18 protein-coding genes are annotated in these 16,045 nt (G+C 32.2%); 9 read left to right on the top strand and 9 right to left on the bottom strand.

Annotated features, from left to right (window positions below; all coding sequences use genetic code 11):
- The first annotated feature begins 50 nt into the window (after positions 1 to 50).
- The 6 genes from waaC (at position 51) to CUN60_RS00800 (ending at position 4,742) form a co-directional block, all read left to right on the top strand.
- Complete coding sequence (gene waaC, locus CUN60_RS00775) at positions 51 to 1,022, top strand: lipopolysaccharide heptosyltransferase I (RefSeq protein ID WP_102950194.1); 972 nt, start codon at positions 51 to 53, stop codon at positions 1,020 to 1,022.
- Positions 1,023 to 1,048: 26 nt separating this feature from the next.
- Positions 1,049 to 1,276: a hypothetical protein gene (locus CUN60_RS00780; protein WP_102950195.1), complete on the top strand. Its 228-nt coding sequence runs from the start codon at positions 1,049 to 1,051 to the stop codon at positions 1,274 to 1,276.
- Positions 1,273 to 2,511, top strand: coding sequence for a 3-deoxy-D-manno-octulosonic acid transferase (locus CUN60_RS00785; RefSeq protein ID WP_102950196.1), 1,239 nt, complete (start codon positions 1,273 to 1,275; stop codon positions 2,509 to 2,511). The genes CUN60_RS00780 and CUN60_RS00785 overlap by 4 nt, the downstream gene beginning before the upstream one ends.
- A 225-nt stretch (positions 2,512 to 2,736) precedes the next feature.
- Positions 2,737 to 3,417 carry an SDR family oxidoreductase gene (locus CUN60_RS00790; protein WP_102950197.1) on the top strand — a complete coding sequence of 227 codons (681 nt, stop codon included), beginning with the start codon at positions 2,737 to 2,739 and terminating at the stop codon, positions 3,415 to 3,417.
- 44 nt (positions 3,418 to 3,461) lie between these two features.
- Entirely contained in the window at positions 3,462 to 4,109 is a 648-nt protein-coding gene (gene parA, locus CUN60_RS00795; RefSeq protein WP_102950198.1) for a ParA family partition ATPase, read from the top strand.
- Between the two features lie 60 nt (positions 4,110 to 4,169).
- A complete protein-coding gene (locus CUN60_RS00800) occupies positions 4,170 to 4,742 on the top strand; it encodes a hypothetical protein (protein ID WP_158649225.1) in 573 nt (190 codons plus the stop codon).
- A 40-nt stretch (positions 4,743 to 4,782) separates the two neighbouring features.
- On the opposite strand, the gene CUN60_RS00805 is transcribed toward CUN60_RS00800, so the two are convergent.
- The 9 genes from CUN60_RS00805 to CUN60_RS00845 all read right to left on the bottom strand — a co-directional run bounded on the left by CUN60_RS00805 (position 4,783) and on the right by CUN60_RS00845 (position 12,551).
- Positions 4,783 to 5,673, bottom strand: coding sequence for a hypothetical protein (locus CUN60_RS00805; protein ID WP_222593277.1), 891 nt, complete (start codon positions 5,671 to 5,673; stop codon positions 4,783 to 4,785).
- Complete coding sequence (locus tag CUN60_RS00810) at positions 5,673 to 6,536, bottom strand: hypothetical protein (RefSeq protein ID WP_102950200.1); 864 nt, start codon at positions 6,534 to 6,536, stop codon at positions 5,673 to 5,675. The genes CUN60_RS00805 and CUN60_RS00810 overlap by 1 nt, the downstream gene beginning before the upstream one ends.
- Positions 6,520 to 8,001, bottom strand: a complete 1,482-nt coding sequence (locus CUN60_RS00815) for a hypothetical protein (RefSeq protein WP_102950201.1) — start codon at positions 7,999 to 8,001, stop codon at positions 6,520 to 6,522. Before CUN60_RS00815 ends, CUN60_RS00810 begins: the two co-directional genes overlap by 17 nt.
- Before the next feature lies 1 nt (position 8,002).
- On the bottom strand, positions 8,003 to 8,947 hold the full coding sequence (locus CUN60_RS00820) for a ligand-gated ion channel (protein ID WP_102950202.1): 945 nt from the start codon (positions 8,945 to 8,947) through the stop codon (positions 8,003 to 8,005).
- A 73-nt stretch (positions 8,948 to 9,020) separates the two neighbouring features.
- The gene (ung, locus tag CUN60_RS00825) at positions 9,021 to 9,725 is read right to left on the bottom strand and encodes a uracil-DNA glycosylase (protein WP_102950203.1); all 705 of its coding nucleotides are present in this window, start codon (positions 9,723 to 9,725) and stop codon (positions 9,021 to 9,023) included.
- Positions 9,722 to 10,393 carry a hypothetical protein gene (locus CUN60_RS00830; RefSeq protein ID WP_102950204.1) on the bottom strand — a complete coding sequence of 224 codons (672 nt, stop codon included), beginning with the start codon at positions 10,391 to 10,393 and terminating at the stop codon, positions 9,722 to 9,724. The genes ung and CUN60_RS00830 overlap by 4 nt, the downstream gene beginning before the upstream one ends.
- Positions 10,394 to 10,408: 15 nt before the next feature.
- On the bottom strand, positions 10,409 to 11,008 hold the full coding sequence (locus CUN60_RS00835) for a penicillin-binding protein activator LpoB (RefSeq protein ID WP_102950205.1): 600 nt from the start codon (positions 11,006 to 11,008) through the stop codon (positions 10,409 to 10,411).
- Between the two features lie 18 nt (positions 11,009 to 11,026).
- Complete coding sequence (hemE, locus tag CUN60_RS00840) at positions 11,027 to 12,079, bottom strand: uroporphyrinogen decarboxylase (protein ID WP_102950206.1); 1,053 nt, start codon at positions 12,077 to 12,079, stop codon at positions 11,027 to 11,029.
- Positions 12,069 to 12,551, bottom strand: coding sequence for an RNA pyrophosphohydrolase (locus CUN60_RS00845; RefSeq protein WP_102950207.1), 483 nt, complete (start codon positions 12,549 to 12,551; stop codon positions 12,069 to 12,071). The genes hemE and CUN60_RS00845 overlap by 11 nt, the downstream gene beginning before the upstream one ends.
- Positions 12,552 to 12,731: 180 nt before the next feature.
- On the opposite strand from CUN60_RS00845, the gene CUN60_RS00850 reads away from it, so the two are divergent.
- The 3 genes from CUN60_RS00850 to CUN60_RS00860 are packed head-to-tail and all read left to right on the top strand — an operon-like array spanning position 12,732 to position 15,815.
- Positions 12,732 to 13,292: an ECF-type riboflavin transporter substrate-binding protein gene (locus CUN60_RS00850; RefSeq protein WP_158649226.1), complete on the top strand. Its 561-nt coding sequence runs from the start codon at positions 12,732 to 12,734 to the stop codon at positions 13,290 to 13,292.
- Positions 13,292 to 15,001, top strand: a complete 1,710-nt coding sequence (locus CUN60_RS00855; protein WP_102950209.1) for an ABC transporter ATP-binding protein — start codon at positions 13,292 to 13,294, stop codon at positions 14,999 to 15,001. The genes CUN60_RS00850 and CUN60_RS00855 overlap by 1 nt, the downstream gene beginning before the upstream one ends.
- Complete coding sequence (locus CUN60_RS00860) at positions 14,994 to 15,815, top strand: energy-coupling factor transporter transmembrane component T family protein (protein ID WP_102950210.1); 822 nt, start codon at positions 14,994 to 14,996, stop codon at positions 15,813 to 15,815. The genes CUN60_RS00855 and CUN60_RS00860 overlap by 8 nt, the downstream gene beginning before the upstream one ends.
- The last annotated feature ends 230 nt before the right edge of the window (positions 15,816 to 16,045 follow it).

Consider the following 16,045-nt stretch of genomic DNA (forward strand, 5'->3'; position numbering starts at 1 on the left):
TATCAACATAGATTTTAAATTTTATTAACAATCAACTGTGAATAACTTTAATGAAGCAACAAATAAATATTCTTATCATTAGACTTTCTTCAATTGGTGATATATTTCATACATTAACTGTATTGCCTGATATAAAGAAAAAATTTCCAGATAGTAATATTGATTGGTGTGTTGATAAATCATTTGAAAAAATAGTTAAATTATCACCTTTAGTTGATAATGTATTATCGATTCCTTTAAGAAAATGGAAAAAAAATAAGTTAACTTGGTTTTTTAAATTATTAGATTATAAAAAAAGACTAAGTGATAAAAAATATGATTATATAATTGATACACAAGGGCTAATTAAATCTGCATTTATTACTAAATTTTTATTTAATGGTAAGTTATATGGGCTTGATAAAAAATCTGCACGTGAGCCTTTATCAAGTGTATTTTATGATTATAAATATAACGTTAATCAAAATAATATAGCGGTTATTCGCTTAAGAGGTTTGATAGCTAAAATTTTTGATCTTGATATAGATTACAATCAGATTGAGCTTCCTATTATTTTCAATGATTGTGGAATTAAATTATCCGCAAATAGTATTTTATTTTTGCATGGTACTTCTAAAGAGTCCAAAAAATGGGATATAAATAATTGGAAAGTACTAACTGAATACATTTTAGAAAACTCGGATAATGATATTTATTTGACTTTTAGTAATAGTGAAGAAGAATTATTTGCTAATTCGCTTAGATCATTAGTAAACGATAACCGTGTTAAAATAGTTTATAAAATGGAGTTTGCTTTGTTAGCAGATTTAATTAACAAAGTTAAACTTATTATTGGTGTTGATACTGGGTTCACTCATTTGGCAAATCTTTTAGGCAAGCCAACCTTAGCAATATATCAAGATAGCGATCCATCTTATGTAGGGATATTTAAATATAATAATTCATCTAATTTTGGTGGAAATAAACTAAAAGTATCTGCCAGTGAAATAATCAATTATATACAAAGTAATAAATTATTATAATTTCTGTATTTTGTTTGGAGTAATTTATGTTTAATAATAATGAAATATTCACTTCACCTGATAAATGTATAGAAGAATGTGATAAGCAGATTGAATTTGCTAATAATATAATAAATTATTTACAACAGTATGTTAAGCAGATTGAGTCCATAAAATCAATAGCAGGATCAACAAAAGCGTTGCAGCAGATGAATCCTTTAAATATGATGATGGATTTCATTAATAGCCAGAATAAAAAGAAAGAAGATGAATGATTTTTATTTATTCATTTCTTTTATATCTAATATCACCTTTATTGCCTTTATATTTAAAATATCGTGGAAAAAAAAATCCAGATTATCTTCTTAATTGGAATGAAAGATTTGGTATAAATCTCAAAACACCCTTAAAAAAAATAATTTGGATTCATGCAGTTTCAGTTGGTGAAACTAGAGCCACTATAAAACTAATAAAACTATTAAGTGATAGTTATCCTGAATATCAAATATTGATTACAAATATGACTCCAACTGGTAGAAAAACAGCAAGAAATCTTTTTCCAAACGCAATTGTCCATTATATTCCATATGATTTATATTTCTCGGTTAGAAAATTTTATAAAACGTTTAAACCTGCTATTGGTATTATTATGGAAACCGAGATCTGGCCAAATTTGATTTGGCAAAGTAAGAAGTTTAAAATACCTCTTTATCTTGCAAACGCTCGTTTATCTTATAGATCATATAACGGTTATAATAGGTTCAAATATTTATTAATGCCAGTTATTAATCAACTTAAAGGTATTTTATGTCAGGAAGAAAATACTTTAAATAATTTTAAAAATCTTGGTTATACTGGAGATTTAACTATTGTTGGTAATACCAAATTTGATTTAGAGCTCCCGGAAAATTTTCTATCAGTTAAAGAATCTCTTAATAAAATTATTGATAATAGAAAAATAATATGTTTTGCTTCAACACGTGATGGTGAAGAAGATCTTATTTTAGATAATATTGATTTGAGTCTTGATGTTATTTATCTTATAATCCCAAGACACCCGGAAAGATTTTCTCTTTTGGCTGAGACTCTTGAAAAGAGATCGATTAAATATATTAGAAGATCGCAGAATAAACCGCTAGCAAAAGATGATAAAATCATTATTGGTGATAGTATGGGCGAAATGCTTGCTTATTACGCAATCAGTGAAATAGTTGTTATAGGTGGAAGCATAAATGATTTTGGTGGACAAAATCCATTAGAAGCATTTTTTATGGATAAACCGGTGCTATTTGGTAAATCTATGTATAATTTTAGTAAAATAGCCAAGGACTCGCTAGATACTGGTTGTGCGATTCAATTTGATAATATTCAGAATTTGAAAAAAATTATAGATGACTTATTGATTAATGATGATTTATATTGTCAATTGAAGAATAAGTGCAAGTTATTTATGGATAAATATCAGGGTGCTTCTCAAAGAATATACGATATTGTAAATAAAGATTTATAGTAACTGCTCGGACTATCCCGTATAATAGCTGTGTTGTAAGGCTCCTTATGTACGTTCCTGTGTATACTGCGTCGCCTTGCATCTTGCTCTTGCAGCATATTCTGGCAGTTACAGAGCTATATAGTATAAGTAATTACGATTTATAAGTGTTGAGTTTATTGTTGAAAATTAATCAGATATTTTAAGAAAATTTAATGTTTCATGTGAAACATTAAAGAGGATATAATGAAAAAAGCAATTGTAGTAACTGGTGCAACAAGTGGTATTGGTCTTGAGTGTGTTAGACAGTTTTTAACTATTGATAACTTATATATATTTGCATTGGGAAGAAATATTGATTCTTTAAAACCTTTAGAATGCGATCGATTAATAGTTAAGCAGATAGATGTATTAAATGCTAACGATATAAGTTTATTAATTGAAAATATTTCTACTGAGTATGTAATTGATGGTTTAATTAATGGAGCGGGGGTTGCGTATTCGGGTGATTTTTTAGATATAGATCATGATGAAAACGAACAGATGATTAAAGTAAATACAATTGGACTTACCAATATGATTGAAACTATATTGCCAATTATGCGCGCGAATAAAAAAGGAACTATTTTAAATCTTAGTTCTCTAGCCGATCGTTATCCACGACCTAATACTACTGTTTACGCAGCAACTAAAGCTTATGTTAAAAGTATAAGTGATTCTTTACGTGTACAGAATGCTAAATTTAATATTCGAGTAGTAAATATTTCACCTGCACTAGTTGATACACCAATGTTAACAAAATTACGTGGTGATATTGATACTGTTAATGTAAGTGATTTTGTTAATATAGTTAAATTTATTTATATGCAACCACATAATATTTGTATTCGGGATATTGTGGTTGCGCCTACTTATTATGAAGGTTAATAAAGCAGAAAGCTTAATGTTTTTATCAATAGAGATTGGGAAAAATGAGTGCAAAAATAATTATTGTTACTAATCAAAAAGGTGGTTGTGGTAAAACAACCTTGGCTATGAATGTGGCTGGTGTATTAGGTTTAAACAACAAAACGTTACTGATTGATGGTGATCCACAAGGTAGTGCTAGTAGATGGGCAGCAAGTAGTAGTGATGAAAAGCCTTTTCCGGCAGCAGTTATGAGTCTTGCTGCTGTAAATGATAAGGTAAATCGTGAGATAAAAAAATATATTGATGATTATGAATATATAGTAGTAGATTGTCCTCCTGCGATTGATAATAAATTTACTTCTTCAGCTTTATTAATTGCTGATTTGGCATTAGTTCCAATTGTTCCTAGCCCAACTGATCTTTGGGCTGCGATTGGTATTCAAAATTTAATTTCAAATGTGAGTGAAATTAATGAAAAATTACAAGCTAGGCTTGTAGCAAATATGTGCCAGACAAATGCTAGTATTTCAAAAGAAGCGTTAAGCTTGATTGAAGAATTTGATTTTCCTAAAATGACTACTGATATTTATCAACGTACTGCCTATCGCCAGTCTGCTGCTTTGGGTGGTACAGTTTTTGATCTGGATAATCAGAAAGCTCGCGAAGAAATAAAGGCTCTTGTTAGTGAAATTATTGATGCATTAAACTAATTACATTTAACTGCTTAATTATTATATAATCTAGTGTAACATTATAATATTTTGGAGAAAATGATGGCTACAAAAAGAAAAATTGGAGCTTCACTGCGCCAATCAGTTACAGCTGAAAAACAGAAAGTTGCTGATACTAAGCAACCTAGCGAAAAGTCAGCAAAGCCAAATCCTGTAAAAGCAGCTGTTGTGAATAAACCAGTTACTGTAACTGAAGCAAAACCAGCGCCTAAGAAACCAAGTGTACCTAAAAAAGTTAATCAGGTATCAAATGCAGCTAAACCTTCAATTGCTACTAAAACAGTGGAGAAGGAATTACCAAAGGCGACTGCTACTCCAGCAAGTAAATTTCCTGAATTTAAAATTAATCAAGATTTATTAAATTCAGTTCCTAAATTAAATGAAGTTCTTGATCAGCTAACTTCAATGAGTAATAAGCTTGCAAACCTCTTCTTAGAAAATATGCATTCGACAAATTCTCATTTAAATGAATACTTATTGCAGCTTGGTTCGTTAAAAGATCCGGCAAGCCTCTATGAGTTAAATATGAAGTTAATGAATAAACTAAAAGCTAGCCAACAGGAAATTTTTAGTAAAAATCTTGAGTTTTTCTCTTTTTATAAGAAGAAATAGTATAGTTTATCTATAGTTAAAATCTGCTACTTTAAGTTTTTTAAGAAGTGGCAGATTTATTTTTAAGGTAATTATATCTTTGTTGCATTGAATAGTTGCCAGTTAGCCCGCCACAATGAAGGTATAGAATACTTCCTTTAATAGTCTCCAAATTTTCCAGTAAAATTTTCCAGCCAACTGGATCATAAATTAAATCAAATTCAATTTGACTAACTTTATTTATTTCTCGGATTGTAGTCAACAATTCTTCATATGGTGTAGCAAAACGATATTGTTTATTATCAATTACTAATGGAAGCTTTGAGTTATCGTAATTAATTGAACTCATTTGCTCTATAAGATAATCACGACTGCCTACACAATTTGTTGTAATTACTTGATGCTTATCAAGGTGTTTTTGTAAAAAAAAGGCAGTAGTCCCAGTTCCAGATGGGAGGAAAATATTTATACTTTCCAAATAATTTAATACTGCCCATTTGTTTATTTCTTCTGCTAGCTGTTTTATACCGTATTCAGCCTCTATTTGAAGCGCTCCTTGACAAATTAACAATTGATTTGAGGTAGTGCATAGGCTACTAGTAAATTGATTGTATTCTTTATCTAATTCTATAAGCTGCATACCATTTTTAAGGCTCAATTCTAGATTACTCTGTTTGCTATCTTTTACAGTTTTGGATAAAGAGCGCGTATAATAAATAAATTGCCAATTTTTTAGTTGTGCCAGACAGGAAAGAGAATACATAAGATTTGACTGATTACCGCCATAGCTTATAATTGTATTTGTCGCTGGAAAGTCGTTCTCTAGGTAATAAGCTAGCTTTCTCGCTTTATTCCCATTAAAATTTTTATCCAATAAATCATCACGTTTTACAAAAAAAGTATGATTTCCATATTTGAATTGGGATATTGGAGAGTTATTTAGAATCATCATTAATAATTGATTTTATAACGTGTATAAAGAAAATTATTGGCAATATTATGAAGTGTCAGAATTGTATAGTGTGGATGGCTGCGGCTGCTAAAAGATTGATTTTGCATGCCAAGGCTATTTATTGAGCCACCAATATAAACGCTTGAAGTATTTAACCACGCTTCATCAAGTAATTTATCTTCTTGTAGCTTATGATGTAAAAAAGGTGATTCATTTAGCATGATTTTTATGTCAAGTGCAAATAATTTATCAAAAAGTATTCTAAAATTAAAAGAGTCATTATCATAAATAATCTGTTTGATTTTATTTTCATTCAAATCATGAATTGATAAAACTGGAATATCATAGGATTTAAGAGGCTTTCTTGCTGAATAAATTAGCAGAGGAATCTCCGGATTTTTATAAATTATTTCATCATAAATATTAAAATTATCGATATCCCGAGTTACTAAAATATGTAAAAGTTCGCTGGGTTTGCCTAACTGTTTTCTAAATTTAAGCAGATTTTCATTATCAATATTTGCGATAAAGTTATTATTTTCATTTGTTAGGCTATTTGTCCCAATTATTACTGCATCACTTATGCTTCTACCGAGTAATAAATTCCAATAATCTGCATAACGTTCTTCTTGTGTTGCGCTTGAGTTTTTTGCAGCAATCGCGTAGCCAGTTTTCATATCAGGGTAACAGAGCTTACCATCTACAGAAAGAGCAAAACAGCTAAAAATAAATGATTTGCTTTTTATTTCTGGTAATTTCAAATAAGTACCAAGAGTTTCGTTTAAATATTCCGATTTAATTATTTGATAATTTTCAGAATTTAATACATTATTTTCAATTAATAGCTTAAATTTCAACTTCATTTTTAGTTATTCTTTCAGCTAAAAATCCTGTTATTATGCAGATAATGGCACAAATTAAATAGGTCAAATTTATATGGCTCAGAAATTGAATTTTTGGTGTCTGTGAATGAATCAAACCAAATCCGCTTAGGATTATTAAAAGAATAAATCCGTAAGCTGCCGGAATCCATTTTCTATACATTATAAAATAAAAAATACTCGTTAAAAGGAGGCTAAATAAAATCGAACCCTTAGCTAATATGAATAGTCCATTTACACCTCTTAATTGCATAAAATTAGTGATGTGGTTTTCTGTTGATAATAATTCAAGTTTATTATATATAAGTTCAGTAAGGATTGGTATGATTCCAATGATCAACAGTATATATTCATTTTTCTTTAATGCTTCAAAGCTCACAGCTGTTGTGGTAATTCCAATAACTATCAGTACTGGTAGGGTTACCCATTCTGGGATCAGGCTAATAAGTAAAATACTAAGTCCGGTTGAACCCAGTATTAGATAAATTATTCCATTATATAAAGAAAACCTGTAGTCTGCACCTTGTTGTTTCCATGAATAATGTCCAAAAAATAAAGCCATAGCAAAAGGATTGCCCATTATACTTGAAAAACCACTAATTAAACCACTTGTTAAAATTGCAGAATATGGATTGAAGTGGTCATTACTAAGTTTTGATTCTTCAAGAATCTGGATTGCACTAACAGCATCAATTATTGCAAAAGCAATTATTAGTGGTAGATATGAATAACAATGGTCTAATACTTCTGAAGATACGTCAAGCCAGATAAATTGTGGAATATAAATTTGATAGCTATGCAAATCTGGATTAACCCATTGAAACTCTTTACTCACAAAAGCAATTATAGTTCCTAATAAGACACCTAGCATTATAATTGGAATATTAACTTTTATCCTTGCTATGCTGATGGCAAGAATAACTAATAATGGCAATAAACCAGATAATGGATGTTCAAAAAGAGTTGGCAGGTTATTAATTGCAAGCCAAGTAAAGGCAGATCCAGCTAGTCCGCTAAAAAGAGCAGGAGAAGGGATGTATTTTAAGAGCTTGATTAATAATATTCCAACAATTATAAAAATAATAGCATTAATTAAATTTGCCAATAAAGCAACCTTGTAAGCAAGTAGTGGATTACCTGTTTTAGTAGCTATTGGAAGCATGATAGCAAAGAGCCAGACAAAAACACAGCTTGCCTGTAAACCGCTGGGTAATGCTGTTACACTAGTATTTGTTTTTCTAGCGAGAGTTTTTGCTTGCCAAAAGTATGCAAAATTTAATAAAAAAAGGCTAAAGCATAGTCCAGGAAGAATATTATGGTTAATAATATCTTGTGGTAAATGAATAATACCAGTTAAAACAGCAATACTTACCGCTATTTTAGCAAAGCTATCAAAAAATACTCCGATGGTTGCGTTTAAATTTGCGCTTTGGTTTATTGCAAGCATTTCAGGAAATAACCGCTATATAAGTATTAACAACAATGTAACTAATGTAGCAGATAAATGAAATAATTCCAATTGTGTAGGATAGCTTATGTTTTTGTTGCGGTGGTATGTTTAATTGTTCGGTAAGTATTGATATACAAATTGATAAAAAAAGAACAATAAAGGTTGCTGCTTGAATTGAGTCTGCTAAAGTAAAGTCAGTAGTTAGTGGTAATTTCTGATCAATGGTATATTTATTTCCAATAAATGAAAATATACCACCAGCAAAAATAGTTGCTCTTGCCGGGAAAGGGAAAGTATTCATTAGATAGAGAATATGTGCTAAAAACCCTGCCATAAAAAAGCCAATAAAATAACTGATAAATACCCGCATACCTTCGCGCTTTATTTCTATCGTCATAGTAATTCTATCAAACAAACCCTTAGGTGCATCAGCATTACCAAAGTTGGTATCATAGGTAGTTGTACTTTTTTTAACCGACATATTTAATATTTTCCAGCCGGGTAATTCAAATTCAGAATGTAATCGAGAATCTTTAAAGTCTGGATCAAAGACTATATGATCCGTATCCTCGAAGTCTTCCAACCTGACCTGCAAATATTGATGCCCAAAAGGAAAATACTTCAGGTTCCAGTCATAGTGTATTTTTGCGTAGTAATGTACAAAGGTATAATAATCACCATTGGCGGTTTTCCCTGTTCCACCAAATTTATGTGTATAAGTACGGGCATTTACTATTTCAATACTTGTATCTGGTTTATAGTTTTTATCTTTAGTTCTCCACCATGCATAAAAGCTAATTCCAAAAGAGTTATTGAATTGATCAAGCTCATAAATGCTCATGGGATAAACGCCAAAAGTAACTGTTTCAGGTATTTCTGGTTTAGCTTCAGCCAAAATGGGAAATAAAAATAGAACAAAAATTACTAATTTTAATAGTTTCATAAGAGTACCAGATAAAATATGTAAAATTATTGTAACATAAGCAGAAAAGCGTGGTGAGAATAATTTAGTAGATTTATAAGGTATTATTAAGCCAGTTTACAGGAGCTTGTTTTTGATTTGCAAAATATTCGTTGGCAAGTTTAAAGTGATTACAACCAAAAAAACCACGACTTGCAGATAAAGGAGAAGGATGTACACCTTCAAGGATAAGATGTTTGCTAGAGTCTATCAGAGATTTCTTATTACGCGCATAATTTCCCCATAAGATAAAAACACAATTTTTACCAGAGGTACTAATTTCCTGTATGATTTTATCAGTTACAGTTTGCCAGCCTATTTTTGCCAGCGAGTTTGCTTTATCTTTTATAACTGTCAATGTGCTATTTAATAATAACACTCCTTGAGATTTCCAGTTTTCAAGTAAAGATGCATTAAGCTCAGTTAAAATTGGATTAAACTCCAATATCAGCTCTTTAAAAATATTTTTTAGAGATGGGGGAAGGGTAGTGCCATGATTTACAGCAAAAGCAAGCCCATTGGCCTGATTTTCTCCATGATAGGGGTCTTGTCCAATAATTACCACTTTAATATTTGCCGGGTTTAACCCTGATAGGGCATAAAAGATTTTGCTTTTAGGTGGATAGATTATAGAATTTTTTGATATTAAGGTTAGTTCCCGATCAATTTCCAGAATTGTATTATGACAGTTGTTGTAGAAAAAGTCTTTCCAGTAATTATCAAGAGAATCCCAGTCTTGTGCTAGATATGTTAAATTCATGATTCCTGATTGGAATAAACTTTGATTTCATTAGTATTTGGAGCTGCTTCCTGATAATCACGAATAATTTTGCCATTATCCAGCTGAAGAGTTAGCTGGTTATTAACTTCTGCAGCTAGATCTTCGCCTGCTTGTTGAATTAATTTAGGTGTATTATGTGAAACTTTTTGATTTTTATTTGAAGTTAGCTTAACATCTCCACCATGACCAGCAGCAGTAAATGATGCTATTATATGATTATCTTTTGTTCTAACTAGTTTATAATCTACCGCAATATCGATTGAATATATAATTGAATACATATTGGTATTGCTTAACTCTTTGGTTTCTTCATTGGTATCAATAGCCGAAACAACTCCAGTAAGAATATAATCAGGTTTTATTATTGTATTGGAGCTAGGAGACTCAACTTTTAGCAGATTATTATTTAAATCAATAACATTAAAATGCTTGCTTTGAATAATTTTACCGCGTATTTGCGCTGAAAAAGTACTTATTTGCTGCTTAAGCTCAGTTTGGGTAACAGGGTCAATTGAGTCAGGCTTATCAGGGCTTATAAAGTTATTTGTATATGCAGAAGAAGATAACTGGAGATTTGGAACTGCAAGCGTAGCTGCGAGACAATTTAGCGAAACGAGAATGCTTACAGCAAATAGTATCTTCTTCATGATAATTCCGATGGTTTATTTTGTCATATCTTTGCGGATTTGTTTTTCATTACTCCATAATTGTGTACCTTGTTGTACGTCAATCAGTTTCATATTGAAAACATAGAAAACATCTTTTACTTGACCATTATCTTTAGTGATGTTGCTTACATAACCATCAAGACGGCATTGAGCACCCTGCATTTTACCTAATTTAGCCGTACTACCTTGGTCATATAATCCAGATTGATTTTGACGATCTAATTCATCAACCTGACTTTGCATTTCCTGAGAAGATAGGACGTACTGGCTTTTAACCTGTGCAGAGTTAGATAAATTATTAACAATACTTTGAGTAATGTTTTCAGTGTCAATGTATTGATCAGTTTTGTTACGAACTTTAGACACAGTATATGTTTTACACTGGTTAATTTTGCCCGAAGTTATCAAAGCTGTTGCCATTTGGCTAGCTACCATATTCAAATCAGTAGAGCCGAAATCTGTATTAACTGTTTCTACTGCATTACTATCTCCATAACTCACCTTTCCACTGCCAACTACAGGTGCATTTACTGCACAAGAGCTTAAACTTAAAAGCATTACAATTGGCAAAATTCTTGTCAGGTTTGTATTCATAAAAACTCCTTGATTTAATTAACGCTGGGTATAACTGTGTACTGTATCAATAAGAGTAGCTACATTGTCTGGCTTGGCACTTGGTAGTATCCCATGCCCAAGATTAAAAATCAGGCGATCGTAACTATTGTTATTTGCTAAGTAATAGCTATCCAATATTTTTTTTGTTTCTTTTATAATTGTCTCACTATCTGCTACTGACAATAGTACTGGATCCAAATTTCCTTGTAGTATTTTCTGTGTACTTTTTCTCGCTTTTGCCAGATTTATTGTCCAGTCAACGCCAATCGCATTGCAGCCTATTTGATCAATAAATTCAATCCAGTTTCCGCCACCTTTGGTGAAAGAAATAATTGGTATATCAGAAAACCCAAGTGAACGAATCTGCTTAATCACTATATCCAGATATTTTAATGAGAATTCTTTAAATGCAGCCTCACTAAGTACACCACCCCAACTATCAAAAAGCATTATACAATCAACACCAGATTTAATCTGTTCAATTAGGTAGTCAGCTACTGCAATCGCAATCTTGTTAAGTAATAGGTGCAAAGTATCTGGAGATTGATATAGCAATGCTTTTATTTTTTCATAATTTTTGCTTGCTCCACCTTCCAGCATATAGCAGGCTAATGTCCATGGCGAACCGCTAAAACCAATAAGAGGAATATTTTTAGGCAGTTCCTGTTTTAGGTTCTTAATCGTTTGCATTACATAACCTAAATCATGTGCAGGATATATGGTTTTTAGATTAAGTATGTCAGCCTGATTATTTATTGGATTATCAAATTTTGGTCCTTCACCTTCTGTAAAATGAAGGTTCAAACCCATAGCTTCAGGAACAACAAGAATATCGCTAAACATAATTGAAGCATCAAGATTAAAGCGTCTTATTGGCTGAAGTGTAACTTCTGTTGCCAGATCAGGATTTTTACATAAACTTAAAAAACTTCCTGCTTTAGCGCGTGTTTGACGATACTCTGGCAGGTAGCGACCAGCTTGGCGCATTAACCATAATGGTGTATAGGTCGCAGATTGATTACGTAAGATATTAAGAAAGTTACTGTTCATTGGATTTATTTTTTATTATGGGGGCAAAATAATTTAATGCCTTACGATATACATCTTGTTTGAATTTTACTACAAAATCAATCGGATCCCAGTAGGGAATCCAGCGCCACGCATCAAATTCAGGTTCATGATGGCTACGAACATTGATATGGTGATCAGAACCAAGAAAATCCAGTAAATACCAAATTTGTTTTTGTCCACGATAATTAGAGTTTTGTTTTGACCAGCTGCCTGGAACGTCGTAGTATAGCCAATCACTAGTTCGGTCTATGATGCTAACATGTTGTTGTAAAAGACCTAATTCTTCATTTAATTCCCGGTACATACACTCATCAAGAGTTTCATTTTCAGCTAGACCGCCTTGAGGAAACTGCCATGAATATTCACCTTTACGCCGACCCCAAAATACTAAATTTTGTTTATTTAGTAAGATGATGCCTACGTTGGGACGGTATCCATCTTTATCTATCATTTAGTTCCTCAGAAATACGCATAAAAAAGTTGCCATTATTTTAGCATAAGCACTGCGGTGATAGTCATTATTTACCGCCTGCACAAATGCTTTAAGATAAATCTTTTTCCTCAGATCCCCGATGGGATTACTTTGAAATGCAGTAAAATGATGTGTTAAATCTATGACAAGGTCGGTTATGTGAAGCCATCTATTTTTGATTTTAATACTAGGACTGTTGTTACAATAAGTATTGTGGCAGCTTTATATGGAGTTGTTGGGTTAGTTGGAATTCCTGTTGGGCCAAATGTTCAGCTAAGACCATCTATCATTATTCTTAGCCTTTTTTCAGTGTATTTTGGTCCGGTGGTCGGTTTTCTAGGCGGGTTTCTTGGCAATATGCTAACAGATTTACTTGCTGGTTGGGGTATTTGGTGGACGTGGGAAATGGCGTCAGGGATATTTGGTTTATTTTGTGGGCTGGTTTACCTTTTTCCTGGATTTAATGTTCGCTACGGTTTATATTCGAAAATTCATCTAGCTTTCCTTATAGTCTCAGCTGTTGGTGGATTTCTTGCGGGTTATACATTTGCTGGAATTAGTGATATTATTATAATGAATGAACCTCCACGTAAGGTATTTTTCCAGATTATAGTTATTTTCATAACCAATTCTTTGGTGTTTATTTTTCTTGCTTTACCAGTCATATTTGGATTTATCAAGGCAAATAATAGATACTCAAGGCTGAAAGTTGAAGAGTGATGAATAAGAATATAGTCATCAAATTTGCTGATTTTAGTTTTCGCTATCATAATCTGGAAAATCCTACTCTAGAAAATATTAATTTGGAAATTCAGGATGGGGAAAAAATCCTGATACTAGGAAGAAGTGGCTCTGGTAAAAGCACGTTACTTCACGCAATAAATGGAGTTATTCCATTTGCAAGTTATGGGATAACTACAGGTGAATTGCTAATAGGTGGTAATGATGCGATTCAGAAAAATATATTTACCAGAAGCAAAGAGATTGGAACCATTTTGCAGGATATGGATAGCCAATTTATTGGGTTAAGCGTTGGAGAAGATGTTGCTTTTAGTCTTGAAAATGAGGGTGTGCATAGCCATAACATGCTAGATAAGGTTACAAGGAGCCTTACTCAAGTTGATATGCTTGAATTTTTTGATAATAGTCCATATGAATTGTCTGGTGGACAAAAGCAGAGAGTTTCACTTGCTGGTGTTTTGGCATCATCACCACAGATATTATTATTTGATGAGCCTCTTGCTAATCTTGATCCTGCTTCGGCAGTGAAAATAACTGATTTAATCAAAAAGCTTAATGATGAATCTGCTAAAACTATTCTAATCGCAGAACATCGTTTGGAAGAATGCCTTGAGATTGAGCCGGATCGTATTATTGTTATGGCAGCGGGCAGAATACTTGCAGTTGGTACACCAGCAGAGATTCTTTCAATGGGGATTCTAAATGAAATTGGTATTCGTGAACCATTATATTGTGAGCTGTTAGGGTTCTCCAAGCTGGATACGGTTGCAGCTAAACTTGGTGATATACTTGAATTTGATACAGCAAAAAATCAAAAAATAATTAACTGGTTTCATCAAATCCATACTTTAAAACCATTTGAAAAACCTAATACCCGGACTGCTGTTTTTTCCGCGCAAAATATATCCTTTGCCTATTTGGAAAATAAACTTGTGCTGAAGGATATTTCTTTTGATTTATACCCTGGTGAAATAGTTAGCATTTTAGGAAATAATGGAGCTGGTAAATCTACTCTAACTGGTATTATGAGTGGTATTTATTCTTCAGATACCGGAATCATGACTTTAAATGGTATAGATATTTCATCGTGGAAGATCAAAAAACGTGGGCAACATATTGCTTTGATAATGCAAAATCCAAATCAGATGATTATAAAAATGACAGTTTGGGATGAAGTTGCGTTTTGTTTGCTAAATGAAGGTGTCGATTCAGATGAGATTCAACGTCGTGTTGAAACAGTACTTAGAGTTTGTGGTTTGTGGGGTTATCGGAACTGGCCTATTTCTGCACTTAGTTATGGGCAAAAAAAGCGTGTAACCATTGCTGCAATGTTAGTACTTGAGCCACAAATATTGATTTTGGATGAACCAACTGCTGGGCAGGATTTAAAGACTTATCGTGAATTTATGAGATTTCTTCAGGAGCTTACTCAATCTGGTTTATCTATTCTTATTGTTACTCATGATTTATATCTTGCAATTGAATATTCTTCTCGTAGTTTAGTGCTTGCAAATGGACGATTAATTGCTGATGAACATCCCGCGAGGATTCTTGTTGATGAGGAGGTTATTAATTCGGCAGGATTATATGAATTATCCCTAGTTACTATTGCTAGAAAATTGGGGCTTAATCCGATAGAATTTTTGTACAAATTCATTGCCAGTAGGGAAAGAGGTACTAATGAATAAATTTGGTTCCTTGTATTTTGAAGCGGATTCTTTTTTTCATCGTATGAACCCGGGAATTAAACTTATCATTTTTATCTTCTGGCTAATAGTGGTATTTATGTTTTTTGATCTTAGGGTAAGTATTGGTTTGCTTGTTACTGGTTTTGTATTACTTAAATTTGCAACAATCCCCTATACCGTATCAAGAAATCTTTTTATTGCTGTGCTAAGTTTTAATTTCATTAATGCTATCTTTATTTTACTGATTACTCCAGATTATGGGGTAACTTTGACTGGAAATTCGCATATATTGTTCAATATTGCTGGATTTAGACTTTATAGTTCTACTTTAATGTATATTTTGGTAATCTCTTTAAAGTATTTATCTCTATTACCGTTAACTATGATTTGTATTTTTACTACTCATCCAAGTAAATTTGCTGCTAGCCTGAATCAAATAGGCATTCCGTATAAATTTGCCTACACAGTGAGCATTATTCTTCGTTATTTTCCTGATATTCAGCAGGAATTTAAAAATATTGCTAATGCGCAAGCACTTCGCGGGTTAAGCTTTGGTCGTGATGAGCCATCCAGAATAAAGCGAATACGGAATCTATTTAATATAACTGTTCCTTTGATAAATTCTGCTTTGGTACGGGTGGACAAAATAAGCAATGCCATGGAGTTGCGCGGGTTTGGCAAGTACCGCAAGCGGACATGGTTTAATCAGACTCAAATATCACATAGTGACTGGCTAACACTATGCTTTGCAACAGTAGTTTTTGTAGTATTCTGTGTCTTTCGCTTTTATTTCTATTCTGGGGTATTTTTTTAGCTTTGCTAATAAAAAACCCGGCGGTTAAACCGGGTTAATTATAAATCACTGATGTTGTGTATATGTTTTAAGAATTAGATAGAAATAGTACCAGTGATGTAGATATTATAAGTCCAAAATTAAATAATATGTTGTTGCAGTGCCATAATAATCGCTGGATAGATTATATAATAAGCCTAGATTTAGATAAGAAAATGGTCAAGAGCACTCAAATATATTGACTGAGGGTG

Origin of the sequence: Aquella oligotrophica (genome assembly GCF_002892535.1) — a bacterium.
GTDB classification, from domain to species: Bacteria; Pseudomonadota; Gammaproteobacteria; order Burkholderiales; family UBA11063; genus Aquella; species Aquella oligotrophica.

Excerpts from the sequence above, each read along its gene's own strand:
- CUN60_RS00800 (WP_158649225.1), top strand. The coding sequence starts at position 4,170 with ATGATGGCTACAAAAAGAAAAATTGGAGCTTCACTGCGCCAATCAGTT.
- CUN60_RS00845 (WP_102950207.1), bottom strand. The coding sequence starts at position 12,551 with ATGATAGATAAAGATGGATACCGTCCCAACGTAGGCATCATCTTACTA.
- CUN60_RS00810 (WP_102950200.1), bottom strand. The coding sequence starts at position 6,536 with ATGAAGTTGAAATTTAAGCTATTAATTGAAAATAATGTATTAAATTCT.
- CUN60_RS00860 (WP_102950210.1), top strand. The coding sequence starts at position 14,994 with ATGAATAAATTTGGTTCCTTGTATTTTGAAGCGGATTCTTTTTTTCAT.
- CUN60_RS00780 (WP_102950195.1), top strand. The coding sequence starts at position 1,049 with ATGTTTAATAATAATGAAATATTCACTTCACCTGATAAATGTATAGAA.
- parA (WP_102950198.1), top strand. The coding sequence starts at position 3,462 with ATGAGTGCAAAAATAATTATTGTTACTAATCAAAAAGGTGGTTGTGGT.
- CUN60_RS00815 (WP_102950201.1), bottom strand. The coding sequence starts at position 8,001 with ATGCTTGCAATAAACCAAAGCGCAAATTTAAACGCAACCATCGGAGTA.
- CUN60_RS00820 (WP_102950202.1), bottom strand. The coding sequence starts at position 8,947 with ATGAAACTATTAAAATTAGTAATTTTTGTTCTATTTTTATTTCCCATT.
- waaC (WP_102950194.1), top strand. The coding sequence starts at position 51 with ATGAAGCAACAAATAAATATTCTTATCATTAGACTTTCTTCAATTGGT.
- CUN60_RS00830 (WP_102950204.1), bottom strand. The coding sequence starts at position 10,393 with ATGAAGAAGATACTATTTGCTGTAAGCATTCTCGTTTCGCTAAATTGT.
- CUN60_RS00785 (WP_102950196.1), top strand. The coding sequence starts at position 1,273 with ATGATTTTTATTTATTCATTTCTTTTATATCTAATATCACCTTTATTG.
- CUN60_RS00855 (WP_102950209.1), top strand. The coding sequence starts at position 13,292 with ATGAATAAGAATATAGTCATCAAATTTGCTGATTTTAGTTTTCGCTAT.
- CUN60_RS00805 (WP_222593277.1), bottom strand. The coding sequence starts at position 5,673 with ATGATGATTCTAAATAACTCTCCAATATCCCAATTCAAATATGGAAAT.
- hemE (WP_102950206.1), bottom strand. The coding sequence starts at position 12,079 with ATGAACAGTAACTTTCTTAATATCTTACGTAATCAATCTGCGACCTAT.
- ung (WP_102950203.1), bottom strand. The coding sequence starts at position 9,725 with ATGAATTTAACATATCTAGCACAAGACTGGGATTCTCTTGATAATTAC.
- CUN60_RS00835 (WP_102950205.1), bottom strand. The coding sequence starts at position 11,008 with ATGAATACAAACCTGACAAGAATTTTGCCAATTGTAATGCTTTTAAGT.
- CUN60_RS00790 (WP_102950197.1), top strand. The coding sequence starts at position 2,737 with ATGAAAAAAGCAATTGTAGTAACTGGTGCAACAAGTGGTATTGGTCTT.